The organism is Desulfonatronum thiodismutans (genome assembly GCF_000717475.1).
GTDB classification, from domain to species: domain Bacteria; phylum Desulfobacterota; class Desulfovibrionia; order Desulfovibrionales; family Desulfonatronaceae; genus Desulfonatronum; species Desulfonatronum thiodismutans.
Genome location: NZ_JPIK01000027.1, coordinates 1 through 25,232, shown reverse-complemented (window position 1 = coordinate 25,232; position 25,232 = coordinate 1). Strand labels below are relative to the sequence as shown.

Genomic DNA, 25,232 nt, shown 5'->3' with positions numbered 1-25,232 from the left:
CCATGATGGAAAAAGTCATGGAAACAAGGAGCGTGAAGGATGTTCTTTCATGTTGGCTCGAGAAATACTCTTCAAAAATGTATACTCCGCGGCTGCGTGGCGGAGAAAGTTTGCATTTTTGTCAAAATCGACATCCGATCTCTTCTCAAGTTAGGTTTCACCGGACGTCCAGCTTGTCAAGCGCGTCTCGCAAGGTGTGCTCAAGACTGTCCTCGGTGTGCAGGATATGGTCGGCCAAATTCATGTAAATCGGGCCGCGTTGGATATTGCTTTGGATCAGTTCCTGCTCCGGAGTCAGGTTCGTGAGGGGCGGGCGGTGGTCCGTGTCTGGGGCCGCGTTCAATCGTCCGAGCAGGGTGGATATGTCGGCCATCAGAAAAAAGGTCGTTCCGGATTGCTGGATCAGCTTCTGATTTTCCGCAGCCAGGATCATGCCGCCTCCGGTGGCTACGACCTGGCCGCGTCGGGCGCAGACCTCCCGCAGGACCTCGGACTCCAGGCCGCGGAAGGCGTCCCAGCCGTTCGCGGCCACGATGTCGGCGATGCTCCGCCCGGCCTTGTCCAGAACCAGAACGTCGGTGTCCACGAAGCGCATATCCAGGCGCTGAGCCAGGGGTTTACCCAGGGTGGACTTGCCGCTGGCCCGGAGCCCGACCAGGAAAATATTGGTGGCTTGCGGATCAAAGACGGCTTTTTTTCGCGCCCCTTTGTCGTGGACCATCCTGAGTTCAGGATCGCCCACCTGAATTGTGTTCTGAATGAATCTACTCATACTTCGATCCTCCAATCCATGGGCATGGGATCGTCCGGAAAATCGGCTTCGGTGCATCGGCCCGGCAGTAGGTGGAAGGTCTTATCGTCCAGGCCGATGGTCCGCTCCTCGCCCTCGCGGCCGGTGATGGACAACCTTGCTCGACCGTGCTCCAGTTCCACATCGTACCAGGTCCGCTGGAGTTGGAAGCGGAAGGACAGCTTTTGCCAGTGTTCAGGCAGCCGGGGCTGGATTACGGGGTGTTCTCCGGTGAGTTGCAGCCCGGCGAAGCAACGCAGGATGATGTCCAGGGTGGCGGCCATTACTCCGGTATGGATGCCCTCCTTGGTGGTTCCGCCCTGGGTGTCGTAGACGTCGCTTTTCATGGCCTCCACGAACCAACGCCACGTTCCGGCGTCGGAGTGGATGAAGTAGGAAACCACGGCGTGGACCACTTTGCTCAAGGTGGAGCCGTGGCTGGTGCGCGGCTCGTAGAAATCGTAATTTTTCTGGAGCAGTTCCAAGGGGTCGTCGATCTCGTGCCCCAGTTCGCGCAGAATGTGTGCCACCTCGTCGGGGTCCAGCAGGTAGTACATCATCAGCACGTCGGCCTGCTTGGCCAGTTTGTAGTGGTCCGGACTGTCCCCCTCGGCCTTGAGGATGCGATCCATGCGATGGATGTCGTAGTAGCGGCGGCGGTAGGCGTCCCAGTCCAGCTCTTTCAAATCCATATACCCGTCGAATTGGTGGATGATGCCTTCAGGAGACAGCAGCACGTTCAGCTTGTGGATCATGTCCCGCCACTTTTCCGTTTCCGAAGGGTCGAAGCCGATCTGGTCGCGCAGCTTTTTCATGGTCGCGGCGGGCAGGCGTTCCACCAGTTCCAGGGCCCGTTCCAGGAGCCAGACCACCATGACGTTGGTGTAGGCGTTGTCCTTGATGCCGGGTTCTTCGGAGCCGGGCAGCTTTTCATGGAACTCGTCCGGTCCCATTACCCCCTCGATGTGGTAGCGGCCCGTCTCGGGATCGAACCGAGCGATGTCCGCCCAGAACCGGGCGATTTCCAGAAGCATTTCCGCGCCGTAGTCACGCAGGAACCGCTCGTCCTTGGACCAGTTCACGTAGCGCCAGACATTGGCGAAGATGGCGATGGAAACATGGCGCTGGCGGCGGCTGAGATCCGGGTCCCAGGTCTTGCCGGCGGGGTTGTAGTGGATTTCCTGGGTTTCCTCGTCCCCACCGTCCGCGGTCTGCCAAGGGTACATGGCTCCTTTGTAGCCGTACTGGCCGGCGTACTTCCGGGCCCCGTCCAGGCGGTGGTAGCGGTAGAGCAGCAGAGAGCGGGAGATTTCCGGAAAGTGGAGGTCGAAGAACGGCAGGATGTAGATCTCATCCCAAAAAATATGACCCCGGTAGGCCTCGCCGTGCAGCCCCCGGGCGGGCATTCCGGTGTAGAGGCGGCGGTTGTGCGGCGAGGCCGTGGTCAGGAGGTGGTAGATATGCAGACGGGTGGTGCGCTGGATGAAGCGGTCGCCCTGGATGCGGATGTCCGCCTTGTCCCACAGCGCGGCCCAGGCCCGTTCGTGGGCGCTGAGAACCTTGGCATAGGAAGCCTGTTTTCCAGCCAGGTTGGCAGCCGCGCTGCCCAGGTCCTGGACCCCGTCCAGGGAACTGTACACCGCGACGATCTTTTCCAGAGCATAGGTCCGGTTCTCGTGGGCATGGAAGCGCAGTTCCTCTCCGATTTCCGCGTCGTTCTTGAAAACCTTGCGTTCCGGGGACAGGAGTTTGTTTTCCTCCAGCAGGCGGTTCTGGGCCTCCATGTGGATCTGGTAGCCGGAGCCGGTGGTCTTGACCCGCAGGCAGACCCCGCTGGAAGTTCGCCCGGAGTGCATCAGTTCCAGGTGCTTGGAGGTCAGTTGGGAGTAGCGGGGTACGTTGGCGTTTTCCACGTTGCCGTCCAGGCTGACCCGCATGGTGATGGGCGCGGAGTAGTTGATGGGCGTCAGCTCAAAGCGCAACGCGCAGAGGTGTGCCTCGGCCATGCTGGCCAGACGTTCGGAGCGGATCCGGGTGATCAAGCCGTGGACGTCCCGGCAGATCATGGTCCGTTGCAGCACGCCGCGGCGCAGGTCCAACTCCTGCTTGTAGCTGAGCAGCTCCATTTGCAGCGGGCTCAGGAATTTGCCGTTGCCGATCTTGAATTCCACGGGCAGCCAGTTCGGGCAGTTCACGAAATCGTTGTTAAAGATTTCCTTGTCGTGGACCATGCTCGGAACGCGGTTGAAGATGCCCGCCATGTAGGTTCCCGGGTAGTGATAGAAGGAGGCCCTCTCGCCTTCGAAACACCCTCGCGTGCCGATGTACCCGTTGCCCACGGTAGTCAGGGTTTCGCGTAACTTCTCGTCACCACGATCCAGGCCGACATAGTCGAGTTTCCAGCCGTCCTGGGGCAGCTCGCGCTCGAACCAGGCCAGGATGTCCTCGGGGCATGTTTCCGACAAGTCGCCCAGGACCATGTCCGCGCCGAACTGACGCAGCATCTCGCCTTCGCCGTTGCGGGCCAAGCCGACGACCATACCGAAATTTCCGGCTCGGCCCGCCTGGACTCCGGCCAAGGCATCGTCCACCACCAGGCATTCTCCGGGGTACCGGCCCATGGCCTTGGTCGCGGCCAGGAGCATGTCCGGATGGGGTTTTTCCCGGAGGCCTTGCTCCCGAGCCATCTCGTCGTCCATGCGTACGTCGTACAGGCCTTCCAGTCCGGCAAGCTTCAGAATACAGTCGCAGTTCAGGCTGGAAGAGGTGATTCCGATTTGAAAACCGTCATTCTTGAGTGCTTTGAGAAGTTCGACCGAGGAATCTATGATTTTCGGGCCATGGGTGTTCAGCATTTCCAGGAAAAGGTCGTTTTTGCGGCGACACAAGCCGTGGATGGTCTGGGCGTCGGCCGAGTCGTCCGGCCGACCGTAAGGCGGTTCGATATTTCGGGATTTGAAAAAGCTCAGCGCGCCTTCAAAGCCCGGGCGGCGTTCCAGGTGGTTGCGGTAGTCGCCTTGCGGATCAAAGGGTCGGAACGGGCTGCCTTCCTTTTCGGCTACGTTTTCCAGGAACGGATTGAGGATCTGCTCCCAAGCTTTGGCGTGCAGATGGTCGGTGCTGGTCAAAACGCCGCCCAGATCGAAAATGGCCGCCTTGGGTTGTGTTCCGGTCATGATTCCTCCCGAAAGGCAAAAAGGTTGCATTGGTTGCAGTGGTCTCGAAGATGCGGGGCGCAAGGGCGATGAAAACGCGTCGCGTAACGATTCCGGGAAGCCATTCTGAGCAACGAAGCGGAGCAGGTCAACCTCTTCGGGGCGATTTCCAGGGCGATTTTGCCTTGGATTGAGGGGCGCGACACGTCTCATGACGGATTGCCAAGGAGTGAATGATGACCTATCCGTCGGAGCGGAGAAAAAAACGATGGAGAGAGGCCGGGACATGGACAAGCGCACCGACGTCAACCCCCGCATGGTCTTCGCGGACCGGCGCGGACGGATCTACGATCATCCTTCGTTGGGCATGGTGTGTCGGAGTGGCTGGGAGTTTCGTCGTCCGGAGCCCGAGGAACTGATCCCGTTGCCCAAGGAATGTGAGTTGTTTTTGCTTCCAGGTCGGCGTGCCCTGGGCTGGGACTCGGACAGAGGGGGAATTGAGGCCGGTGATCGGACCGCGGTGGCGGCCTTCGTTAGCCCGGGGCATACGTTGAGCGCGGTTTGCGCCTATGAGACGGATCCCGGCGCACCGGTTCTGCCGCTGTTCGCCTACGGTGCGGTGGGGTATGCCCGGGGCCGGTTTTGGGTCTGCGCGACCCAGGTGGATGAAGATCCGCGACAGCAATTCGAAGGTGTCTCTCCGAAGCGAATTCAGGCCGGGGCCAGGCAATGGCTGAAGACGTTTCCCGGAAATCGGCTGGTTCGGCACCTGGCCGACTGTGCCCTGGTCTCGTCCTGCCCGGCGGCTCGAAATTTGGCCCTGGGTCGATATGAAGCGCCCCTGCCCACGTCGCGTTCCTGCAACGCCCGCTGCGTGGGCTGTCTGTCCCTGCAACCGCCTGACTCGGGTTTTCCCTCGACCCAGAATCGGATCCGGTTTCAGCCTTCGGTCGGGGAAGTCGTGGAAATCATGGATCATCATGGGAGGCGTGAACCCCGGGCCATCTTTTCCTTTGGGCAGGGGTGCGAGGGCGAGCCATTGACCGAGGCGGAGCTGATCGCCCGGGCGGTGCATGATTTTCGGGCGTCCGGAGGCCAAGGGACCGTGAACGTGAACACCAACGCCGGCCTGCCGGAGACGATTCCGGAGCTGGCCCGGGCCGGGATGTCCTCGATCCGGGTCAGCCTGAACAGCGCCCGGGAGGCGGTGTATGCGCGATACCATCGTCCCCAGGGCTACACCTTTGGTGACGTGCGGGAAAGCATCCGCAAGGCCAAGCAAGGTGGGCTGTTCGTGTCCCTGAATTACCTGTTTTTTCCCGGAATCAGCGATAGATCCGAGGACGTCACGGCTTTGACCGAACTGGTCAGGGCCGAACGGGTGGATTTCATCCAACTCCGGAATATGAATCTCGATCCGGAAGTTTACTTGGGACTGTATCAGGACGCGAGTGACGAGCGGGAAACTGGAATGGGCTTGCGCGGGATGCTCCGGGAACTGCGACGCCAGGCACCGTGGATTCGCTTCGGCTACTTCAATCCGTATTTAGGGTGAGGGCCAGGCTTTTGAACAGCCCGCGGAATCGGACTGTATCAACTTGCCGCCTCGTCGGCGTGGATCAGAAGACGATTCGCACCTGCTCTTCGTCCCTGCCCTTGCGCTCTTGGAGTTCGCCGATCAGGAAGGCATCCTGGTTCTGGGCGTTGAGCCGGGAAATGATCTCTTCGGCGTGTTGTTTGTCCACTACGAGCAGGAAGCCGATGCCGACGTTGAAGATTTGGTGCATTTCTTCCCAGGAAAGACGGCCGGCCTGTTTGACCCACAGAAAATCCTGGGGCACGGGCCAGGAGCCGAACTGGATCGAGGCCAGCAACTGGTTGGGGATGATCCGGGGAATGTTGTCGTAAAAGCCGCCGCCGGTGATATGGACCATGCCCTTGATGGGCAGGTCGCGCAACAGGTTCAGCACCGGCTTGACGTAGATCTTGGTGGGGCTGAGCAGGACGTCGGCTACGGAGTTCTGGGTTCCGGGGAAGGTGTCTTGGCCTTGCAGCCTGGATTCGGCAAGCACCTTGCGCACCAGGGAGTAGCCGTTGGCGTGGAATCCCGAGGAGGCCAACCCGATAAGTTGGTCTCCGGGGCTGGAACGTGAGCCATCGATGATCTTGGTGTCTTCGACGATGCCGACGCAAAATCCGGCCAGATCATACTCTCCAGGAGAATAAAAGTCAGGCATCTCGGCGGTTTCTCCGCCAAGCAGGGCGCATCCGGCCTCCTTGCAGCCGGCGGCGATGCCGGTCACGACCTGCTCGGCCTGGTCCAGGTCCAACTTGCCCGTGGCAAAATAATCCAGGAAGAATAGGGGCTTGGCGCCCTGAACGAGGATATCGTTGACATTCATGGCCACCAGATCGATACCTATGGTGTCGTGGCGCTGAAAGGCGAAGGCCAGCTTCAGCTTGGTTCCCACACCGTCCGTGGCCGCGACCAGCACGGGCTCGTTGAACTGGTTCATGTCCGGCTTGAACAGGCCTCCGAACCCTCCGATATCCGAAATGACACCCTTGGTGTGGGTGGTGGAAATGGCTTTCTTGATCCGATCGACAAGCCTATTGCCTGCCTGGATGTCAACGCCGGCATGTTGATAGGCCTGAGAGCGATGAGGCATCATGATGACGGTTGCTCCTTGAGAAGGTGATGACGAACGATTCGGGCAACCTACCACTCCCGCGATTATTGTTCAAGGAAAATGCCCGGTTCGTCCAGGGCGGATTTGATCTCGATCCTCACCCGCTACCTGGATCGGTATCGAATCGAAATCGGAATTAGATTTGGAAAATTTGGTGTATATTCCTGTGATTACTTCACCTTCTTGGGCATGGCGTTCGATTTCGATCACGATTGCGATTTCGATACTGATTGGTGTTGAGTTAGGATAAGGAGGTACGGGATGCATTGCCGACGGATAAGGATATTGGGGCTTGGGTTTGTCGTGTTCGTATTCGCGTATTTCTTGACCGTCGAGGTGTCACGGACATCGCATGTCCTGGCCCAAGCGGCCGGGGGAGCGTATATCGGCACGGATGAGCGCTCAGGTGATTCCGTGATCCGCGTCGGCCCGTCCGGGGAAACAAAGCCGGGAACCCGGATGTATATGGACAGAAATCTCGGCCCTGACGACGACTCGGGCGACAGGGTGATCCATGTGGTCCCGCCCCCGGAGGAAAGGCAGGAAAGCGAAGTGCTCTTCGGCCCGTTGCTGATCACTCCGGAAATAACCTGGCCTGGAAACACCAAGCCTGGCATGACCAGGCCGGATATGACCAAGCCGGACCCGCGCGTGCCTCACGGTCGCATGCCCAGGGAGCAAACAGCGCCCGGAAAGCGGGATTGAAGGCGATAGGCCCGAATTGGAACCCTTTCCGGATCTGATCCCATCGAGGAGGTGGCGATATGAGTACGTCCCTGAGTTTTTCAACGGATGAGGCCCGCCTTTGGAAGCCGCTGAAGGATGAAAAGGTCCAGTGCCGACTCTGCGCCCACTTCTGCGTTATCGCCGAGAATGAGCGGGGGCGATGCGGGGTGCGGGTCAATCGGCGGGGGCGGCTGTATACCCTGGTTCGGGACACGGTGGCCGCCCTGAACCTCGACCCGGTGGAGAAAAAGCCGCTGTATCACTATTTCCCCGGCACCAAAACCCTCTCCCTGGGAACCATGGGCTGCAATCTATCCTGCTCCTTTTGCCAGAATTCCAGCTTGTCCCAGCCGCCGCGCCGGGGCGAGGCCGTGCGGGGAGAGCGGGTTCGGGCGCAAGCCGTGGTGGACTTGGCCCTGCGTTCCAAGGCCGCCAGTATTTCCTACACCTATTCCGAACCCACGATTTTTTTCGAACTGGTGGAAGACGTGGCCACTCGGGCCAGGGAACGGGGTCTGGGGAACATCATCGTGTCCAACGGGTTTCAAAGCAGGGAATGCCTGGAGTCCTGGGGGCCGTTGATCGACGCCGCGAACATCGATTTGAAGGCGTTCTCCGAGGGATTTTACAAGGACATCTGCGGGGCCAGACTGCAGCCCGTCCTGGACAATCTGAAAACCATCCGCGGGTTGGGCTGGTGGCTGGAAGTCACCACATTGCTCATTCCGGGACTGAACGACGACCCCGGTGAATTGCGGGCTATGGCCGACTTCATTTGCCGGGAGTTGGGGCCCCAAACGCCCTGGCATCTGTCCCGTTTTCATCCGGACTACGCCATGCTCGACCGCCCGCCGACACCGCCGCAATCCCTCAAGAAAGCATGGGAGATCGGCAAGGAGGCCGGGTTGTCGCATGTCTACGTCGGGAATATCACCGGGGTTGCCGGGGAGGCGACTGAATGTTCCGGGTGCGGGACGCCGTTGCTTCTTCGACAAGGATTCCACGTGCGAAACATTGGGATGGACGACGGAGCGTGCCGTGCCTGCGGCGCTCCCGTGGAAGGACAAGGCATGAAAATCATACCGTTGGAGGCGACAACGTGATCGTGGTGTACACTGGAGACGGCAAGGGCAAGACCTCCGCTGCCTTGGGACAGATCCTCCGGGCTCTGGGACACGGTCTGCGCGTGGCCTGCGCGCAGTTCATGAAACGGGACGACGTTGCCGGGGAGCAACGGTTTTTGGCGTCCCATCTCGGTGACGACTTCCTCGTCGGCGGCCTGGGTTTTTTTCGGGACAACCAGGACCGGACCAGGCACAGGGAGGCGGCCCTGAGTACCCTGGTTTGGGCCTCGTCCAAGGTCGCGACCGACGTCCATGTCCTGGTGTTGGACGAGGTCCTGTACGCCTTGGGTGCGGGAGTGCTGGAGCAGGAAGAACTGCAAGCCCTGCTGGACAGGGCTCAAAAGCGAAACGTGCACCTGGTCCTGACCGGGCGCGGTCTCCCGGAATGGCTGGGGCAACAGGCGGATCTGATCACGGAAATGCTCCCGGTTAAACACCCTTTCAACCAAGGGCAGGGGGCGCTCAAAGGGATTGATTTTTGACGTCTCGGGTCGTGGTCGGGCAAGTCCGCCGCGGGCTTGCCATATTTCGTTGATTCGACTAGTTGTTCTGAAATCGGGGCGTAGCGCAGCTTGGCAGCGCACCTGCCTTGGGAGCAGGGGGTCGGACGTTCAAATCGTCTCGCCCCGACCAGTGGAACAACGAAGGGTTGCGATGGATGATCATCGCAACCCTTTTCCTTTTTTCTTTGGAGGCCGAGGATGACGAAGCGGGTTGAGAGTTTTACGTACACGATCTGGTGGAACCTTTTGTTGATCACCGCTGGATCGGTGATCATTTCCGCCGCGATGAAGGGCATCGTGGTGCATCACGCCTTTGTTCCCGGCGGAGTGTTCGGTGTCGGGCTGCTGATCTTTTATGCGTTTCCGGTGGTGTCCGCCGGCATTCTGTATTTTCTGTTGAACATTCCGTTGTTCGTCGTGGGCTGGGTCAATGTCAGTCGGCGCTTCTTTTTCTACAGTCTGTATGCCATGGTCGTGGCCACCCTGACCTACGAGCTGATCGACCTGGACTTCGGCATTCAGGAGCAGCTCTACGCGGCCATTGCCGCCGGCGGGATCATTGGTTTCGGGGCGGGGATCGTGCTGCGCTCCCTGGGATCCAACGGAGGGCTGGACGTGGTGGCGGTGTTGTTGAACCAGAAATACAATATCGGTATCGGAAAAACCTACTTCATCTTCAACTTTGCCTTGTTCAGCGTCAGCCTGTTGGTGTTGGACATCGACCTGATCATCGCCTCCCTGATCCTTGTGTTCATCACCTCCGTGGTCCTGGAATCCACCCTGGGGTTGTTCAACCAGCGCAAGCTCGTGCTGATCATCTCCGACCGCAGCCAGGAGATCGCCGACGAAATGATCAACCACCTGAAGATGGGCGCGACGTTCATCCGCGGACACGGGGCCTACTCCCGGAAAGACAAGGACATCATCATGGCCATCACCAACAATATCGTCTTAAAGCGCCTGGAAGAGCTTGTTTTTTCCAAGGATGAGCACGCCATTTTCGTTGTGGAGAATACGTTCAACGTGCTGGGCTCCAGTTTCGCCAAGCGCAAGATCTATTAACAGCGACGGGATGGCCCCGCCAACACGCCGTAATTCCACCAACGGCGACTGCTGGAAGCGTTGCTGGGATGAGTGGTGTCCAACCTTGCTGCGTCGAGGGGGGAGCGAGGGGCGGCCCTTCCGTCATTCGCCCGCGGGAAGGGTGAAGTAAAAGACCGTCCCTTGCCCGACCTCACTTTCCACACGGATTTCACCGCCGTGTTTTTCGATGAATTCCTTGCACAGGATCAGCCCCAAGCCGGTGCCGTGTTCGCCTTGGGTGCCGGGGCGGGTTGTTTTTCGGTCAAGGACAAAGAGATGTGCCTGGGTTTGCTGGTCCAAGCCGGTACCGGTGTCCCGCACGGCAACCTCGACCATGTCGCCATTCTGAAAACCGGAGATGGTCACGGACCCTCCGCTGCTTGAATATTTGAGCGCGTTGGAGACAAAATTGCGGACAACCGTGGTGATCATGGACTGATCGGCCATGATTTCCAGTTTTTCTGGAATGGTGTTTTGGATGGTGATCCGTTTCAATTCGGCCACGGAGCGCAGGGATTCGATGCTGCCGCTGACCAGTTCATGAAGGTTGAGCGGCTTTGGGGAGAAGCTCATCAGGCCTTGCTGGACGAGGGACCAGTGCAGCAGGTTTTCCAACAGGGCATGTAAGCGCTCGGTACTTTTGCACATCGTCGAGGCGACCTCCTGCAACTCCTTCATGGTCATATGCTCAGCCTCTTCAGCGAACATTCTCGACAAGGCCAGCAAGCCTGACAACGGGGATTTGAGGTCATGGGCAATGATGGAGAAAAACTTGTCTTTTTCAGCAAGGAGGGCCTTGAGTTCGGAGCTGTACCGGCGGACCTCGTCCTCATTCTGGACGCGTATCAGGGCCACGCCGATGCTGTCGCTGAATTTCTCCAGGAACTGGATCAAATCCAAATCGAGAAATCCCTTGCGCCGGTCATTGAGTTGGAGCAGGCCGATGATTTCCTGATTTGCCCGTACCGGAATGAGCGCCATGGACTGGTACCCGTGGTGGAGGCACGTGTTTCTGGGGTGTGTCCTGGTATCCTGGCTTGTCGGCAGGTCCAGCAGTTGCTGGGCGTCGTTGGTCCACCAACTGCCATTGGGCGTGAAAAGCGGATTTGATGTATCGGTTCGGCCTCCCAGGACCAGGCCGCAAGTGCATTCCAGGGAAGGTCGTCCATCGGCGTCGCGGCATACCTTCCCCTGGGCGTCACGGACCAGCAAGCTGTTCTCGGTCCGCAAAAAGTCACTGGAAAAGCCGATGTGGACATAATACGGGTAATCATCTCCCTTGCGGAGACGGATGCCCACGGCGTCAACCCCGGTTTCCTGCAGAACGTTGTCGAGTATCTGGTTGACGGCATTGGGAAATTCTACCGAATGGTTCAGGATTTCAAGTGTCTTGGCCAAGAGGCGCTGCCTGCGTTCGACGCGGACTTGAGCACTGACGTCGCTGACGGCGAGCAGCAAGTGTCGATGTTCGTCCGGGGTCGGACGGCTATCCGACAAAACTTCGCGCCGACCGACGCACCTGACCGAGAATTCGTCGGATATTCCCTGTAATCTGAAATCCAGCTGCTTTCCCTTCGGATTTTTGAAAAAGGCCTTGAAACGACCAAGCAAAGCCGGTCGGTCCCCGTGGACGACCAGTTCCGTCAGAAGCCTGTCGGCAAAATCGTGGCCTTCCCCGCCAATCATGCGGGCAAAGGTTTCATTGGCCTTTGTGATGACGCCCTTGGCATCGACTATCAGGTAGCCGACCGGGGCATTATTGAACAGTTCCGCGTATCGATTCTTGATCTGTCCCAACCGTTGTTGGGTGGCCCGCAGTTCCTCGTTCTGCAACTCCAACTCGATTTGATGGACCTGATACTCATGAATCAGGTTCTTCATCTGATCCGGAGAGAGGCTCTCGACAGGCCCGGAGGCTTCGGCCATTCGAGCTTCGGCCTGTTTTCTGAGTTTATTTTTTTTTCGAGCAAGGTTGTCGGTTGTGCTCATGGTTCCTCCAAAACAGGATCAGTTGACGTTTGGATGGAGTCGTCTCCACAAAAATAATCGCGTTCAGGTCGGAGTACTGCCTCCGGGTTACCCGTCTCAATAAGCAGCATGAGTGAAAGGTTCGCATATGCCTTCGCGCCTTTGCCAGTGACGCCGGCAATATAGGTATGTCTTTTCATGGACTCGGCAAGTTGTTTGGCGACGGCCAAGCCCGATCTCTTGCTCTGATATTGCGCCATCCACCAGGGTGAAGTTTTGGGAGGACGCGGCTAATGGAATGCGAACAAAGCAACGCCTAAGGCCAGAATCGGGGTGAGGGTCACGGCCCATTCTCCGAGTCTAACCTTGCGTTTCGGCTGCCAAGCCTCCGGGTGGTCCAGGTTTCGGGCGGCCACGGCCAGGGTTTGGGTCCATGTGGTCTGACTGAGCACCCGGAGCAGGGCCAGGGGGATCAGGCGGAGGCGGGCCCGCCAGGGGCACTCCGGCCAGCGCATGGCCAGACCTTGGCGCAGTCCGCCGACCGCGGCCAGGGCCAGGGGCAGGAAATGGATCATCAGGCTCAGGGCCAGGGCGGTTTTCCAGGCTTGGGAGCCGAGTATGGGCCGCAGGTACCAGGCCAGGCCGAGGCCCAGGCGGTGCGCAGAGGTGGACAGGGTCAGGGTGAAGCCCAACAGAACCAGCGTCGTCAGCCTAACCCCCAATTCAGCCCCCGTTCCCAGTCCAGTGAGCAGATCGGCCCCTGCCCAGATATCCAGTCCGCACTTCAGTCCGGACCAGACCAAAACAAAAAGAAAAGCCATCCGCCACAGCGTCCGGTTGGCCCTGGTGAATCCCCCCAGGGCCCGGCAGGACGCCCCGCCAAGGAGCGTCAGTAAAAACAAAATCAGCAGGGGAAGCTGCCAGAGGACAATGCCCACGAGCAGGGCAAAGGCCAGTTTGGGGCGGGCGTCCAGGGCCAGGAGGGCACGGCCGAGTCCGTCGCGCGGGGTTGGGGCGAGCAGAGGGGCGACGGCCATGGTTCAAGTGAGCTGGGTCGTGGTGGAAGATGGTTCATGGCGGTCGTCCCAGGGCATGATGCCCAACCCGGCCCGCCAGGAGCAGGGGGGGCGCACGTCCAGGGATTCCAGGAGAGGGAAGACTTCCCGAGCCGGGCCGAAGGCCGCTTGGCGACCGCCGGACAGCACCAGCCACAGGTCGGCCAGATCGGCCAGGGGCTCCAGATCGTGGCAGGCGATGACCTGGGTCAGGCCGTCATCCCGATTGGCCCGGAGCATGGCCCGGATTTCCCGGATGCCCGGATAATCCAGCCCGGCAAAAGGTTCGTCCAGGAGCAGCAGCTCCGGGTGGCGCAACAGGGCCGTGGCCAGGCAGAGTTTGCGCTTCTGGCCGTGGGACAGGGTGTGCACCGGGGTTTCCGGATCGGGCAGGCGCAGCCGGACGGCCAGGTCCAGAGCTTCGTCGCGTCGCTCGGGCGGAAGCCCCAGGCAGATGTCTTCGCTGATGGTGGTCCCGATAATGGTCAGATCCGCCTCCTGGAGCACCAGGGCGGTTTTGCGCCGAACCGTATCGCTGTCCCGGGCCATGTCGACTTCAGCGATTCGGAGGGTACCGGAGGACGGCGTCAGCAGCCCGGCCAACAGGGCGAGCAGCGTCGACTTGCCTGCTCCGTTGGGACCGACGAGGCCAAGGACTCGTCCCTTTTCCAGTTTGAAGCCTATTTCGTGGAGGATGGGGGCGGACGGCGCATAGGCAAAGTGGACCGAAGCGGCGCTGATCACCGCGGCAGCAACCCTCGCCCGTGCATGATCCGCCAAGTGGCCACGGCCATGACCAGTTTGACCAGATCCTGGAGGATGAACGGCAGGAAGCCGATGGTCAGGGCCTTGTGCCAGCCGATGTCCAGGACGCGGATCAGGTTCAGCACTCCGCAGGCATAGAGCAGGGCCAAGCCTATCAATCCGGCCAGCAGGCCGAGGAGCCAGCCGGGTGTCCGAGTGGTTTTTCGTGCCTGAGTGAGCAGGCCGATGGCCCCGGCGGCCAGGACGAAGCCGATCAGATAGCCGCCAGTGGGGCCGAAGAGCACGGCCAGGCCGGACTTGCCCCCGGCGAATACCGGCAGGCCGATGCTTCCGGCGGCGACGAAGAGCAGGGCCGCGATCATCCCGTGGGGCCAGCCCAGCAGAAAACCGGCCAGCATGACGAACAAGGGCTGCATGGAAAAGGGCACCGGCCCCAGGGGGATGGACAAAAACGACCCCACGGCGATCAGGGAGGCCATCAAGGCGGTCCAGACCATGACGTGGAGGGATTGCAGGGATGTGGTTGCGGGCATGATGAGCGATTCTTCCTGGTTGAGGGTTGTCAAGTGAGGCCGCGTAACTGGCGCATGGTAAGAGACCTCTTGGAATCGCACAAGCCCTATCTTTTCTCCCTACTCCGTCACGGCATTCTTGATCAGTTCAAACAATCCACCCACGTCCTCCAACCCTCCCTCGTGGTACAACACCACCTGAACCCGTGCGTCGGGCAGGATTTTGACCAGGTAGATCAATGGGATTTCCCCGGCGCCCACGGACTCGAACATGACTTGGCGTTCGTCGGGCAGGAGCGGATACGGCACTTGGTGCGAGCGCTTGAAGCGCAGCACGCTGCGCTGGGTGTCGCCAACGCCGATGCCGATCATTTTTAGGCGCGACCCGAGTGCGGGGTCGTCGCGGAGCATGGTGAACAGGCGGTTGTACTGGTCCACCTCCTGGACGCACTGGTAGCAGTTCTCGCCGTAATACTTGAGCAGGACGAACTCCGCGGGCACGTCGGCCAGTAAGAAATGTGCCGATTCCTGCTCCAGGCCCAGGTAGGCGAAGTCCTGGCTCCTGTCCGCGGCGGTAAGCACGCAGGGCGGAAAATATTGGCCGGGCTGGAGACGGTGGGCGCGGGTCTCGCAGACCTGGAGGTCCGGGTAGGCTTCGCGCCAGGCAATATACCCAGCGGGATAACGGATGACGTTGGTATATCCCAGGCGCACGGCCCAGGCTGCGGCGATCTCGCTGAGCAGTCAGCGAAAGTCGCGGCAGTAGACCACGATGGGCCGGTCCTTGTCCGGTCCGAAGGTGTCCAGCATGGCTTCCCGGCGCTCCGGGGACAGGTCGCCTCGATCACGCAGATCCACGGGCAGGCTTACGGCCTCTGGCATATGGCCGGAAACGAACTCATAGGCAAAGCGTACGTCCACCAATAGCACGTTGGGTTTTTCGTCCATCAATCGACGCAGTTCCGGGGTGGTGATCAGGGCGTAGCCGTCCCGGTCCGCGGTGCGTTGGGCCTGGGTGAACAGGGGCGAGGTTTCTTCGGTGGCCAAAACAGGGCAGGCGGTAATGAGCAAAAACAGAGAGACGGCCAGGGCCTTGAAATGGTTGGCGGTGTGGTTTCGATTCAGGTGCATGGATAGTCTCCCGTGTCGTGACGTGAACAAAAAAGCCGTCCTCCCCCCGCGTACGGGGTTTGGACGGCCTGAGTTTATCTCATCGAGCGAACCGCGATCAGAGCGTTAGTTGATCGTGAATTCACCCGCGGGAGTATAACTGACGTTGGCGTCGACATAGTAGACGTCCTTCAGGTCAGGGCGCATGAACTGGAAGAGGTAATATGCTTCACCACTGCGCGCGCCCGTGGAGCAGATGAAGACGATGGGTTTGTCGTCCGTGCTGAAGACAGCGATCTGGTCTTCCAGTTCGTTCACGGTCATGTTCAGGGCGCTGGGAATGTGTCCGGCGGCGAACTCGGCCGGGGAACGGACGTCGATGAGCTGAATGTTTTCCGGGTTGTCCTTCATCAGCTGGACAAAGAATTCGTTGTCAATGGTTCCTTCAGCAGAACCGGCCTTCAAGGCGCCTTCCTCGACTGGAGTCTTGGGCGCGGCCGGGGCCGCGGCGGTCATGTGTGGGCCGTCCGCGGTCCAGACCACATAGCCGCGCTCCACCCATTCCGGATCCCCGGCGGGATAGACGGCCACGTTGGTATAGCCGAGAGCTTCGGCCTTCCAGGCGGATTGGTGGCTCAAGGGGCAATGGGTGCCGCCGCAGTAGAAGATCAGCTTGGTGTTCTTGTCCGCGGGCAGAACCTCGGCGGCCATCCGGTCGAACTGGCTGTCCGGCAGGCTGACCGCGGTGGGGATGTGGCCGACGTCGTAGCGGGGCTGCTTGGGTCGGGAGTCGATGATCATCACGTCGGTCACCGGGGTGGCCGAGAGCACGGCCCGGGCCACGATGGGTCGGACCGTGTCGATGGTGACCAGGGTGTGAAAGGGTTCGGGCACCTGGGCCGGATCCAACTCGGGCAACGGAGTGCGCACGTCCCGGGCGGTCCAGATCTGGTAGCCCAGCTTGACCCATTCCGGATCCCCGGCGGGATAGACGGCCACGTTGGTGTAGCCCAGGGCCTCGGCCTTCCAGGCGGACTGGTGACTCAGGGGGCAGTGCAAGCCTCCGCAGTAGAACACCAGCAGGGCGTTTTTGTCCGCGGGCAGGACTTCCGCTGCGCGGCTGTCGAACTGACTGTCCGGCAGGCTGACCGCGGTGGGGATGTGGCCGACGTCGTAGCGGGGCTGCTTGGGCCGGGAATCGATGATCATGAAATCCGTGGGCGGTTCGGTTCGCAGCATGGCTTCAAAGACCAGCGGCTTGACGGACGTGATGTCCATCAATGTGTGGTAGGGTTCAGGGACCTGGGCCGGGTCCAGATCGAACTTCGCGGTTTTTGGGCCGTGATGTCCGGCGCAACCGGCCAGAAACAGGACCGCCAGGGCGGAGATGATCAGTCGCATGGCAATCGAATATTTTCGCATGTTCTCGCTCCTTTGGTAGATTGTTGTCGCCACGGGCTCATCGTCCGCGGCTTTGGTGATCAGTACGTATTGCCAGGCAGGGACGGTTCGCGAACCGCCCCTACGCAGCATTCACCCTTCCGCCTTCTTTTCGCCCGCAGCCACTTCCTCGTACCACAGTTGATGGTGATGCTTGGCGTAGTGCTCCGGAACGCTGCCGGTGAACATGGACTTGAAGGCCGGTTTTTCCTCCTTGGAAATGGCGGCCATGTAAATGTGCACCAGCATCCCGGCGGTCACCAGTCCCACGGCCAGGTAGTGGATGGTCCGGGACCAGGCTGCCGGGTCGGGATTGTCGAGCATGATGGGGGAGAGAAACATGATCACGCCCGTGACCACGATCACGATCCCACCCAGCACAGTGGCCTGGGCAAAGAGTTTCTGGCCGAAGTTGTAGAAACCCTGGGGCGGCATCTCCGGGGTCATCCCGAAGCGCTGAAAGCTCTTCTTGCCCAAGGTCATCTTCAGGTTCATCTTCATGAACCAGGCCATGTCCCTGGCAGGGTTGACCGTGAAGGCCTCCTTCAGGAAAAGCCACGTATCCCTGGGCTTGAGCAGCACGTAGAGCACGAACACCCCGGCCCAGATCAGGCCCAGATACTGGTGCACGGCCAGCAGGTTTTCGCCTCCGCCGAACAGGGAACGCATCAGGTTCGGCCACCATGCGCCCAATGGGTTGAGTTGATCGTTCTTGATCAGCCCCAGACCGGTAAGCAGCAGGGCGATCCAGCAAAAGGCGTTGAACCAGTGGATGAAAATGGACAACTTGTCATGGCGGTGAATCAATTTTTCACTCATGGTACACCTTTAGTCCTGCTTGGAGGCTGTTGGTTCAGGATGTTTGGCTTCCGGACCGTGTTCATCGTCCTCAGGGTCCGGTGGATCTGGCGCAAAGGCCTGCTTGGCCCACATCCCGGCCACGCCCAGAGCGGACAGCCCCACCGCGACTTTGACCAGCGGATTGACCAGGGAAGCCATGACCGAATAGGCCTCTGGAAATTCCACATCCCCAACCCAATTCGCGGGTTCCGTGGCCGTGACATAGTACAGGTTGGGCTGGGTATCGATGCTCTTGCTGGTCACCCGCACCGTGGGCTTTTCCCGCAGCAGTCGGGAGACCTCGCTGTCCGGATCGTTCAAATCTCCAAAAACCCGGGCCTTGGTCGGACAGGTGTCCACGCAGGCAGGGGGAATGCCCCGGGCCAGGCGGCCGGCGCTGAAACAGAAGTCGCACTTGTCCGGAACGCGCTTTTCCGGATGGCGGAACCGGGCCCCGTAGGGGCAGGCCCGCACGCAGTTGCCGCAGCCGATGCACAGGGATTCATTGACATGGACGATCCCGGTTTCCCTGTCCTTGAACGTGGCCCCGCTGGGACAGGCCGTGACGCAGGTGGGCACATCGCACTGCATGCACCCGCCGGGCTGAAAATGGGTCCGGGTCAGCTTGCCCAGGGAAAAGTCCGGCGTGGTGTGCTTGATCCAGTTGCGCCAATACCCTTTGGGCACGTTGTTCTGGACCTTGCAGGAGACCATGCAGCCCTTGCAGTCGATACAGACGGAAGAGTCCACGACCATGGCGTATTTTTTCATCAGCCCACCTTCCTGCTCACGGTTACAAAGGTCTCATGCATGGCCATGTTTCCGGAGATGTAGTCCACGTGATCTTCCAGGACCTCGGCAATGCTGGCTCCCCGGTTGTGGACCAGGCGCTGGCCAGGGGAGAGCGCCCCGAATCCGGTGGTCATGTACACGGTTTCTTTCTCAATGCCCTCGAAGAATTTCAGGGCCAGTTCCACCCGAGCCGCATCGCTGGTTACAAAGACCCGCTCCCCGTCGCGAAAGCCCATGCCCTCGGCGGTCTTGGGGTGAATCCAAAGGGTGTTTTCCTCTTCGAACTCGATGAGCAGAGCGTTGTTGGTGTTGCTGTGGGTGAAGAAGGCCGTACGGCCCACCACCAGCCGGAGTTTGCCCTCTTCTTGGCGCGGCGGCTTGTAGGTCGGCATGGGGTCCAGCCCCATGTTGGCGTAGCGCTGGTTGTAGAGTTCGATCTTCTGGGCCTGGGTCTTCAAGGGCACGTCGAAGTAGATGCCGTAAACCTTGCTCGGGTTGTAGTAGACTCCGTCTTCCCTGATGGCCTGGGCCGCCTCGGGGATGCTGGCCAACTGCCATTCCCGGTACTGGTCGATGGTGAAGTCGAAGGTCTCCGGGAAGCCCAAACGCTTGGACAGTTCCGTACAGATGTAGCGCATGTCCCGGGACTCGTACATCGCCGGAACCACGGCGTCGCGCCAGATGGCGCAGGCGCAGGCCGATGAGCCCTGCAGGGCAGAGACCGGGTCGTTGCGCTCCAGAAAGCTGGGGGAGGGCAGGAGCAGGTCCGAGTACCAGGCCGTGTCGGTCATGGCGATGTCCGCGTTGACGATGAAATCCAGATGGTCGAGCATCTCGATGGTCTTGTTCCGGTTGGCCGCGGTCTGCATGAAGTTGGTCTTGAAGGTGAACCAGCCCCGGATGGGGTAGGGCTCTTCCTTGATGATCGCGTCGCGCATCAGCTTGAACGAGCCTTCGTGATGGATCAGGCCCGGAGCCATGCCGTGATCGATGCGGTCGTCAGGGTTGTCGTCGTACCAGGGGATATCAAAGTACGGGGCCCGAACGCCCACTTCCCGTGACGCCAGGATTCCGCCGGGCCGGTCCCAGTTGGCCAGCAGGGCGTTGACAATGGCCATGGAGCGGCGAATCTGGGAAGAGTCCTCGTAGTCCGAGGTCCGCCGGCCGGTGTAGACCATGGCCGTGGGGGCCGCGGCGGCGAGTTCCCGGGCAATGCGCCGGATGTCCTCAGCCGGGATGCCGGTTTCCCCGGAAGCCCATTCCGGAGTGTATTTGCGGACATGGTTGCGCAACTCGTCCAGGCCGAAGAGCATTTCGTCCGCAAACTCCCGGTCATACAGCCCCTCGTGAATGATCACGTGGGCCAGAGCCAGAAAAAAGGCCATGTCCGTGTGCGGACGGATGGGATACCATTCGTCGGCCAGGGCCGCGGTCTTGGTGTAGCGCGGGTCCAGGACGACCATTTTGCAGCCGTTCTTGCGGGCTTCCATCAGGTCGATGGTGTCCGGGGTGATGATGGCTTCGTAGGGGTTGGCCCCGGCGACGATGATGTATTTGGTATAGAGCACGTCGGGGTAGGGGGTCTCGCCGAAGGTGTCCAGGTAAGCCCGATGGTTGCTGAGCAGGCACAGGGTTTCGTGGGAAGTGATGTTGTAGGAGCCGAAGACCTCGGCAAAGCGGATCAGGAACTGGGACTGCATGTCCGATCCCGGGGAGAACATCACCCCGCAACGGGTGTACTTGTCGGCGATGCGCTGGAACTGCTCGGCGATGTGGTCCAGGGCCTGGTCCCAGGAGATGCGCTGCCACTTGCCCTCGCCCCGGGCTCCCTTGCGGAGCAGGGGGTGCTTGAGCCGGTCCGGGTCGTAGATGTGCGCCGTGGCCGCGTTGCCCCGGGCACAGAGCATGCCCCTGGATTTCAAAAATTTCGGGTTGGGGTCCAGCTTGATTACCCGGCCGTTCCGGACCCTGGCGATCATCCCGCACCGGTTGAAACACATGTCACAGGCCGTGTAGTGATCGGTGATCGGCCCGGCCTGGGGAGCCGGAGCCGCGGCGTGTCCGGTGGATACCAGACCCGTGAGGGCCGGGACCCCGGCCGCGGCGGTCATGGCCGCCGCGGATGCCCGCAGGAAATTGCGTCGGGAAAGTGTTTTCGTCGTCTCGTCCATGCCAAGCTCCCTCATTCGGACCGGGCCTGGGTTCGGCGAGGGTCGCCGGACCCAGGTCAATCCGGAGTCTATTTTCGGTTCACAAGCCGGAGGATCGGCTTACCATTGGCTTCTTGATTCTTTTGAGGGAAGTAACGGGCTGCTAGCCGCACTTGGCCGGAGTCGGAGAGTCCTGGGCTCCGTCATACAAGTACTGATAGATGTCCAGGCGATCCTGGTCCTCAAGCTTCTCGCCCCAGTGCTCAACACAGGGCAGATCCTGCCAAGCCTCGAAAACTGCTTTCCATTCGGCCTGGGTCTTGGAGTCCGGGCCAAGGTATTCAGCGGGAACCGCGCCCACCGGGTTTTCCATGTGACAGGGGCGACACTCCTGGCGAAACAGGAACCGGCCCTTTCGGGCGTTGCCGGCTTCGGCTGCCACGGAAATGCCGATGTAGGATGCCAGAATTACCGCCACGCCGATGCCCATCAGTGTTTGCTTTCTCATGTCCGTCTCCTTTAGTTATATGATTTCGGTTAATGACGTTGTCGTTCGTTTGTTCTTCCCGGATTAGCAGGATGTGTGCCAATCAACACTGTGTTGCCATAAGCTTTTGAATGGTATATGTTTTATTTTTCGACCTCCTGGTTTTCGCCCTTGCTGGGCAACCTGAGGGGCTTGTTTTGCATTGACAGGTGTTTAATCATGTTCATCATGGTGATGAATAGCCGCAAGGCGAGACATTGTTCTTTTCAGTCTTATGGAAACGGTACACGATCTTGGAGAGATAATGCAACCGGCAAAGCTATTTGAGAAGGCCTTTCAGTCTGGAAGCCCGGGGCAGGGCCAAGCCGGACTTTTTCCTCCGTTTGACGCGCACTGGCGGCAGATCCTTGAGGTCATGCAGGAGGGATTGTTGCTGGTGGACTCTAGCGGAACCATCAAGATGGCCAACAAAGCCCTGGAAGACATCACCGGCTATTCCCGCGAGGAACTGATCGGCTCCTCCTGCGCGATTTTCAATTGCGACGCCTGCAAGCGCGTTCGCTCCGACGCCCACCATGCCTGGTGCAAGTTGTTTGAAAAGAGAGAGTTTGTCCGCAAAAAATGTCACATCATGCGCAAGGACGGCACGTACGTACACATCCTGAAAACAGCTTCCGTGCTTTATGACGACGACGGGCAGCCCTTCGGGGCCGTGGAAACCTTGACCGACGTTTCCGAGTTGGACCGCAAGGAGCATGAACTCCAGCAGCTTTCCCGGCTGCTGGACGAGCGGACCATTTTTCACGGCATGGTCGGTCGTTCCGCCAAGATGCGGAAAATCTTTCGATTGATCGAAAAGGCCGCCCAGAGCGACGCGCCGGTGTTCATCTGCGGCGAGTCCGGGACGGGCAAGGAACTGGTGGCCAGGGCCATCCACGACCTGGGGCCGCGATCCGAGGAGCCTTTCGTGCAGTTCAACTGCGCGGCCCTGAACGAATCCCTGTTGGAAAGCGAGCTGTTCGGTCACGTCAAAGGGGCGTTTACCGGAGCGTTCCGGCACCGGCAGGGGCGGTTCGAGGCGGCCAACGGCGGGGATATTTTTCTGGACGAGATCGGCGACCTGCCCATGTCCGTCCAGGTCAAGCTGCTGCGCGTTCTGGAAACCAAGACCTTCGAGCGGGTGGGCGACAACCGGCAGCTCTCCGTGGACGTGCGGATCATCACCGCCACCAATAAATACCTTCCGAAGTTGATTTCCGAAGGCCTGTTTCGCGAGGACCTGTTCTACCGGATCAACGTCGTTCCCATTCGCCTGCCCTCGTTGCGCGAGCGCCGGGACGACATCCCGTTGCTGGCGGATTTTTTCATCCAGCGACTGCGGGCCAAAAGCGAAAAAAATATCAAGGGGCTGAGCCCCATGACCCTGGGCATGTTCATGAGTTATTCCTGGCCCGGCAACGTCCGCGAACTGAAGAGCGCCCTGGAGTACGCCTTTGTGCTGGCCGACCACGGGCAGATCGAGCCGGAGCATTTGCCCGTGGACATCCAGGTGCCGGTCCCCACCAAAGGCCCGACGGAATCCGTCGTCTCGGCCTCCTGTCCGGCGGAAAACGATCAGAAGACGCAACTGGTGGAGGCCTTGCGCCGTGCGGGGGGCAACAAGTCCGAGGCCGCGCGCATCCTGGGCATCAACCGGGTCACCGTGTTCAACCGGATGCGCAAGTACGGGATCGACATGAAAACCGTGATCCAGGTGTAGCCATGGACCTGAACTTGACTTTGACCCTGGCTCCCGTCGGCGTGGTACGTTCGTCGCTCAAACGTCTGGAAGACTGCCCCAAGCAGGGCCGTGAAAACGGCCCCACTGCCCGGATAGAGGTCGACGCCGCGTTTCGAGGGGCTTTGGATGGCCTGGCTCCTGGCGCGGAGATCCTGGTGTTCACCTGGATGCATCTGGCCGAACGGGACCGCCTGACCGCCAGGGCCCGGGGCAATCCGGACAACCCCTTGCAAGGGGTTTTCGCCTTGCGCTCGCCCCATCGCCCCAACCCCATCGGCCTGCATCAGGTTCGGATCGTCGGGCTGGACGCGAAACAGGGGAATTTGGACGTCTTTCCCTTGGAAGCCGTGGAGGGCACCCCGGTTGTGGACATCAAGCCGGTCCTGGCCAAGGGGCGTGGAGAGGGGACGCCCTACGGCCTGCCCTGGGGACCGCGGATCAGCGCCCGGGAGGCCGGGATGATCCGCGAAACTGGGAACCGGGCCTGGCAGCGCGGGTTGATGGCCGGCCTGAACGGGAACATCAGTCTGCGCCAGGGGGATGCCATGATCATCACGGTTTCCGGGAGCGCCAAGGGGCGGCTGCGCCCCGGCGACCTGGCCCTGGTTGATCTGGCCTCCGGAGCGGCCACCGGACCGGGGCGGCCCTCCACCGAGGCGGCTTTGCACCGGGCCGTATATGCGTCGCAGTCCAAGGCCCAGGCGATATTGCATGTACATCCGCCCCATTTGCTGGCCCTGAGCCTGGCCAAACCCGGAGGCGATCTCCTGGAGTCGACGCTTTTCGAGGCGGATGTCTGGTCCCGGAAGATGATCCGCCTGCCCGCGCTGCAACCCGGATGCGAGGCCCTGGCCAAACAGGTGGGCCGGGCGGCCATGGCCTATCCGGCCCTGTTCATGGAACGGCACGGCCTGGTCTGCTGGGGCCGGGACCTGGACGAAGCCCTGGCCCTGGCCGAGGAACTGGAAAGCTTGGCCCGGATCGACGTGCTGCATCGGAGTATGATGGACGGAAGTTGACTTCCCAGACCGGAATCGCGAACATCAAATATCCATTTGTCCGAACATTCAAGCCCAAAGGAGTCCATCATGAAAGCCCTTGTCGTCTACTACTCAATGTACGGACACATTCACACCCTGGCCGAGGCCATGGCCCAGGGGGTCGCTCAGGTGCCCGGAGCGACGGTTGAGCTGCGTCGGGTTCCGGAAACGCTCTCCGAAGAGGTGCTCGCCAAGATGGGCGCTTTGGACGCCCAAAAGAAACTCACGACGGTCCCGGTCTGCACCGTGGACGAGCTGGCCGAAGCGGATGCGATCATCTTCGGCACCCCGACCCGGTTTGGGAATATGTGCGGCCAGATGCGCCAGTTCCTGGACGCCACCGGCGGGCTCTGGGCCGGAGGCAAGCTGATCGGCAAAACCGGCAGCGTGTTCACCAGCTCCGCCACCCAGCACGGCGGTCAGGAATCCACCATCCTGACCTTCATCCCCTTCCTGATGCACCAGGGCATGGTGGTGGTCGGCCTGCCCTATTCCTTCCAGGGCCAGATGCGCATGGATGAAATCACCGGCGGTTCCCCTTACGGCATCTCCACCATCGCCGGCGGTCAGGGCGAACGCATGCCCAGCGAAAACGAACTGGAAGGCGCGCGCTTTCAGGGACGCCATGTCGCTGAAATCGCGACGAAACTGGCCAAGCCGTAATCCATTGGTCAACGGCCCGGAAAAAAATCTTTCAACCCACTTGACATCCGCGGCCATTTGAATAGATTCCGTCTCTTCGCACGGGGCTGTAGCTCAGCTGGGAGAGCGCTTGAATGGCATTCAAGAGGTCAGCGGTTCGATCCCGCTCAGCTCCACCAACGAAAAAACAAGGGTTTACGGATAACACCGTAAACCCTTTTTTCGTTTCAATGGGTAACTGTGATGGGATGACCCAGGGAACACTCGAAAAAGCACGGAAAACCTTGAGAACGAAGGCGCTTTGTCCACGGTATTTTTCGTAGGCCAAAAGCCTTTCTCCTCCGCGCCTCTGTGCCTTCAAGCGAGTCTTCGAGCGGGCGAGAGCCAGGAACGACGACCATCTCACGCCCGCCCCCGTCGGGCCTAGAGCCGCGGAGCCGCTGAGGGTTTGAACCTGCCTTCGGCCAAAAGCCTTTCTCCCCCGCGCCTCGGCGCTCCAAGCGAGTCTTCGAGCGGGCGGGAGGCCAGCAAAAAGACCATCCCACGCCCGTCCCCGCCGAGCCTAGAGCCGCGGGACCGC

At 60.4% G+C, this 25,232-nt stretch carries 22 protein-coding genes and 2 tRNA genes; 10 read left to right on the top strand and 14 right to left on the bottom strand.

Translation table 11 applies throughout. From position 1 onward, the window contains the following. Positions 1 to 157: 157 nt before the first annotated feature. Positions 158 to 772: a shikimate kinase gene (locus GY33_RS0118195; protein ID WP_051822826.1), complete on the bottom strand. Its 615-nt coding sequence runs from the start codon at positions 770 to 772 to the stop codon at positions 158 to 160. Further along, complete coding sequence (locus GY33_RS0118190; protein WP_051822825.1) at positions 769 to 3,966, bottom strand: HAD-IA family hydrolase; 3,198 nt, start codon at positions 3,964 to 3,966, stop codon at positions 769 to 771. Before GY33_RS0118190 ends, GY33_RS0118195 begins: the two co-directional genes overlap by 4 nt. Positions 3,967 to 4,231: 265 nt before the next feature. Between GY33_RS0118190 and GY33_RS0118185 the strand changes: the two genes are divergently transcribed. Next, positions 4,232 to 5,500, top strand: a complete 1,269-nt coding sequence (locus GY33_RS0118185; protein ID WP_031388691.1) for a radical SAM protein — start codon at positions 4,232 to 4,234, stop codon at positions 5,498 to 5,500. Positions 5,501 to 5,564: 64 nt separating this feature from the next. On the opposite strand, the gene purM is transcribed toward GY33_RS0118185, so the two are convergent. Further along, complete coding sequence (gene purM, locus GY33_RS0118180) at positions 5,565 to 6,617, bottom strand: phosphoribosylformylglycinamidine cyclo-ligase (protein ID WP_031388690.1); 1,053 nt, start codon at positions 6,615 to 6,617, stop codon at positions 5,565 to 5,567. A gap of 354 nt (positions 6,618 to 6,971) precedes the next feature. Here purM and GY33_RS0118170 point away from each other — a divergent pair, with 354 nt between their 5' ends. The 5 genes from GY33_RS0118170 to GY33_RS0118145 all read left to right on the top strand — a co-directional run bounded on the left by GY33_RS0118170 (position 6,972) and on the right by GY33_RS0118145 (position 10,050). After that, a complete protein-coding gene (locus GY33_RS0118170) occupies positions 6,972 to 7,340 on the top strand; it encodes a hypothetical protein (RefSeq protein ID WP_152555255.1) in 369 nt (122 codons plus the stop codon). Positions 7,341 to 7,399: 59 nt separating this feature from the next. Next, on the top strand, positions 7,400 to 8,464 hold the full coding sequence (gene amrS, locus GY33_RS0118165; protein WP_031388687.1) for an AmmeMemoRadiSam system radical SAM enzyme: 1,065 nt from the start codon (positions 7,400 to 7,402) through the stop codon (positions 8,462 to 8,464). Continuing rightward, complete coding sequence (locus tag GY33_RS0118160) at positions 8,461 to 8,967, top strand: cob(I)yrinic acid a,c-diamide adenosyltransferase (protein ID WP_031388686.1); 507 nt, start codon at positions 8,461 to 8,463, stop codon at positions 8,965 to 8,967. Before amrS ends, GY33_RS0118160 begins: the two co-directional genes overlap by 4 nt. A 74-nt stretch (positions 8,968 to 9,041) precedes the next feature. Then, positions 9,042 to 9,118: transfer RNA gene (locus GY33_RS0118155), tRNA-Pro, on the top strand. 68 nt (positions 9,119 to 9,186) lie between these two features. Further along, entirely contained in the window at positions 9,187 to 10,050 is an 864-nt protein-coding gene (locus tag GY33_RS0118145; protein WP_031388685.1) for a YitT family protein, read from the top strand. Positions 10,051 to 10,173: 123 nt separating this feature from the next. On the opposite strand, the gene GY33_RS20125 is transcribed toward GY33_RS0118145, so the two are convergent. From GY33_RS20125 to GY33_RS0118085, 11 genes are all read right to left on the bottom strand, one after another. Beyond that, positions 10,174 to 12,060, bottom strand: coding sequence for a sensor histidine kinase (locus tag GY33_RS20125; protein WP_051822824.1), 1,887 nt, complete (start codon positions 12,058 to 12,060; stop codon positions 10,174 to 10,176). Further along, the gene (locus GY33_RS0118135; protein WP_031388683.1) at positions 12,057 to 12,269 is read right to left on the bottom strand and encodes a hypothetical protein; all 213 of its coding nucleotides are present in this window, start codon (positions 12,267 to 12,269) and stop codon (positions 12,057 to 12,059) included. Before GY33_RS0118135 ends, GY33_RS20125 begins: the two co-directional genes overlap by 4 nt. 60 nt (positions 12,270 to 12,329) lie before the next feature. Continuing rightward, entirely contained in the window at positions 12,330 to 13,076 is a 747-nt protein-coding gene (locus GY33_RS0118130) for a hypothetical protein (protein WP_035272662.1), read from the bottom strand. Between the two features lie 3 nt (positions 13,077 to 13,079). Further along, positions 13,080 to 13,874, bottom strand: a complete 795-nt coding sequence (locus GY33_RS0118125; protein ID WP_235185561.1) for an energy-coupling factor ABC transporter ATP-binding protein — start codon at positions 13,872 to 13,874, stop codon at positions 13,080 to 13,082. Then, positions 13,835 to 14,392 carry a biotin transporter BioY gene (locus GY33_RS0118120; protein ID WP_031388680.1) on the bottom strand — a complete coding sequence of 186 codons (558 nt, stop codon included), beginning with the start codon at positions 14,390 to 14,392 and terminating at the stop codon, positions 13,835 to 13,837. Before GY33_RS0118120 ends, GY33_RS0118125 begins: the two co-directional genes overlap by 40 nt. 99 nt (positions 14,393 to 14,491) lie before the next feature. Next, entirely contained in the window at positions 14,492 to 15,502 is a 1,011-nt protein-coding gene (locus GY33_RS21870) for a rhodanese-like domain-containing protein (RefSeq protein WP_271121203.1), read from the bottom strand. Between the two features lie 105 nt (positions 15,503 to 15,607). Continuing rightward, a complete protein-coding gene (locus GY33_RS0118105) occupies positions 15,608 to 16,903 on the bottom strand; it encodes a rhodanese-like domain-containing protein (protein WP_035272658.1) in 1,296 nt (431 codons plus the stop codon). A 111-nt stretch (positions 16,904 to 17,014) separates the two neighbouring features. After that, positions 17,015 to 17,740 carry a formate dehydrogenase subunit gamma gene (locus GY33_RS0118100; RefSeq protein ID WP_031388676.1) on the bottom strand — a complete coding sequence of 242 codons (726 nt, stop codon included), beginning with the start codon at positions 17,738 to 17,740 and terminating at the stop codon, positions 17,015 to 17,017. Positions 17,741 to 17,749: 9 nt separating this feature from the next. Beyond that, positions 17,750 to 18,532 (bottom strand): 4Fe-4S dicluster domain-containing protein, encoded by a 783-nt coding sequence (locus tag GY33_RS0118095; RefSeq protein WP_051822822.1) that lies wholly within the window; start codon positions 18,530 to 18,532, stop codon positions 17,750 to 17,752. Further along, positions 18,532 to 20,724, bottom strand: coding sequence for a molybdopterin-containing oxidoreductase family protein (locus GY33_RS0118090; RefSeq protein ID WP_031388674.1), 2,193 nt, complete (start codon positions 20,722 to 20,724; stop codon positions 18,532 to 18,534). Before GY33_RS0118090 ends, GY33_RS0118095 begins: the two co-directional genes overlap by 1 nt. 142 nt (positions 20,725 to 20,866) lie before the next feature. Beyond that, a complete protein-coding gene (locus tag GY33_RS0118085; protein ID WP_031388673.1) occupies positions 20,867 to 21,211 on the bottom strand; it encodes a hypothetical protein in 345 nt (114 codons plus the stop codon). Between the two features lie 394 nt (positions 21,212 to 21,605). Between GY33_RS0118085 and GY33_RS0118075 the strand changes: the two genes are divergently transcribed. From GY33_RS0118075 to GY33_RS0118060, 4 genes are all read left to right on the top strand, one after another. Further along, positions 21,606 to 22,949, top strand: coding sequence for a sigma-54-dependent Fis family transcriptional regulator (locus GY33_RS0118075; RefSeq protein WP_051822830.1), 1,344 nt, complete (start codon positions 21,606 to 21,608; stop codon positions 22,947 to 22,949). Positions 22,950 to 22,951: 2 nt separating this feature from the next. Further along, positions 22,952 to 23,989, top strand: coding sequence for a tRNA (N6-threonylcarbamoyladenosine(37)-N6)-methyltransferase TrmO (gene tsaA, locus GY33_RS20775; protein ID WP_031388671.1), 1,038 nt, complete (start codon positions 22,952 to 22,954; stop codon positions 23,987 to 23,989). A 69-nt stretch (positions 23,990 to 24,058) separates the two neighbouring features. After that, entirely contained in the window at positions 24,059 to 24,673 is a 615-nt protein-coding gene (gene wrbA, locus GY33_RS0118065) for an NAD(P)H:quinone oxidoreductase (RefSeq protein WP_031388670.1), read from the top strand. A gap of 82 nt (positions 24,674 to 24,755) precedes the next feature. Continuing rightward, a tRNA-Ala gene (locus GY33_RS0118060) sits at positions 24,756 to 24,831 on the top strand. The last annotated feature ends 401 nt before the right edge of the window (positions 24,832 to 25,232 follow it).

Bases quoted from the DNA above. Each gene is read 5' to 3' on its own strand.
- GY33_RS0118130 (WP_035272662.1), bottom strand. From the start codon at position 13,076: ATGGCCGTCGCCCCTCTGCTCGCCCCAACCCCGCGCGACGGACTCGGC.
- wrbA (WP_031388670.1), top strand. From the start codon at position 24,059: ATGAAAGCCCTTGTCGTCTACTACTCAATGTACGGACACATTCACACC.
- GY33_RS0118195 (WP_051822826.1), bottom strand. From the start codon at position 772: ATGAGTAGATTCATTCAGAACACAATTCAGGTGGGCGATCCTGAACTC.
- GY33_RS0118120 (WP_031388680.1), bottom strand. From the start codon at position 14,392: ATGCCCGCAACCACATCCCTGCAATCCCTCCACGTCATGGTCTGGACC.
- GY33_RS0118190 (WP_051822825.1), bottom strand. From the start codon at position 3,966: ATGACCGGAACACAACCCAAGGCGGCCATTTTCGATCTGGGCGGCGTT.
- GY33_RS0118105 (WP_035272658.1), bottom strand. From the start codon at position 16,903: ATGCGAAAATATTCGATTGCCATGCGACTGATCATCTCCGCCCTGGCG.
- GY33_RS20125 (WP_051822824.1), bottom strand. From the start codon at position 12,060: ATGAGCACAACCGACAACCTTGCTCGAAAAAAAAATAAACTCAGAAAA.
- GY33_RS0118085 (WP_031388673.1), bottom strand. From the start codon at position 21,211: ATGAGAAAGCAAACACTGATGGGCATCGGCGTGGCGGTAATTCTGGCA.
- GY33_RS0118100 (WP_031388676.1), bottom strand. From the start codon at position 17,740: ATGAGTGAAAAATTGATTCACCGCCATGACAAGTTGTCCATTTTCATC.
- amrS (WP_031388687.1), top strand. From the start codon at position 7,400: ATGAGTACGTCCCTGAGTTTTTCAACGGATGAGGCCCGCCTTTGGAAG.
- GY33_RS0118075 (WP_051822830.1), top strand. From the start codon at position 21,606: ATGCAGGAGGGATTGTTGCTGGTGGACTCTAGCGGAACCATCAAGATG.
- GY33_RS0118095 (WP_051822822.1), bottom strand. From the start codon at position 18,532: ATGAAAAAATACGCCATGGTCGTGGACTCTTCCGTCTGTATCGACTGC.
- GY33_RS0118185 (WP_031388691.1), top strand. From the start codon at position 4,232: ATGGACAAGCGCACCGACGTCAACCCCCGCATGGTCTTCGCGGACCGG.
- purM (WP_031388690.1), bottom strand. From the start codon at position 6,617: ATGATGCCTCATCGCTCTCAGGCCTATCAACATGCCGGCGTTGACATC.
- GY33_RS0118090 (WP_031388674.1), bottom strand. From the start codon at position 20,724: ATGGACGAGACGACGAAAACACTTTCCCGACGCAATTTCCTGCGGGCA.
- tsaA (WP_031388671.1), top strand. From the start codon at position 22,952: ATGGACCTGAACTTGACTTTGACCCTGGCTCCCGTCGGCGTGGTACGT.
- GY33_RS0118145 (WP_031388685.1), top strand. From the start codon at position 9,187: ATGACGAAGCGGGTTGAGAGTTTTACGTACACGATCTGGTGGAACCTT.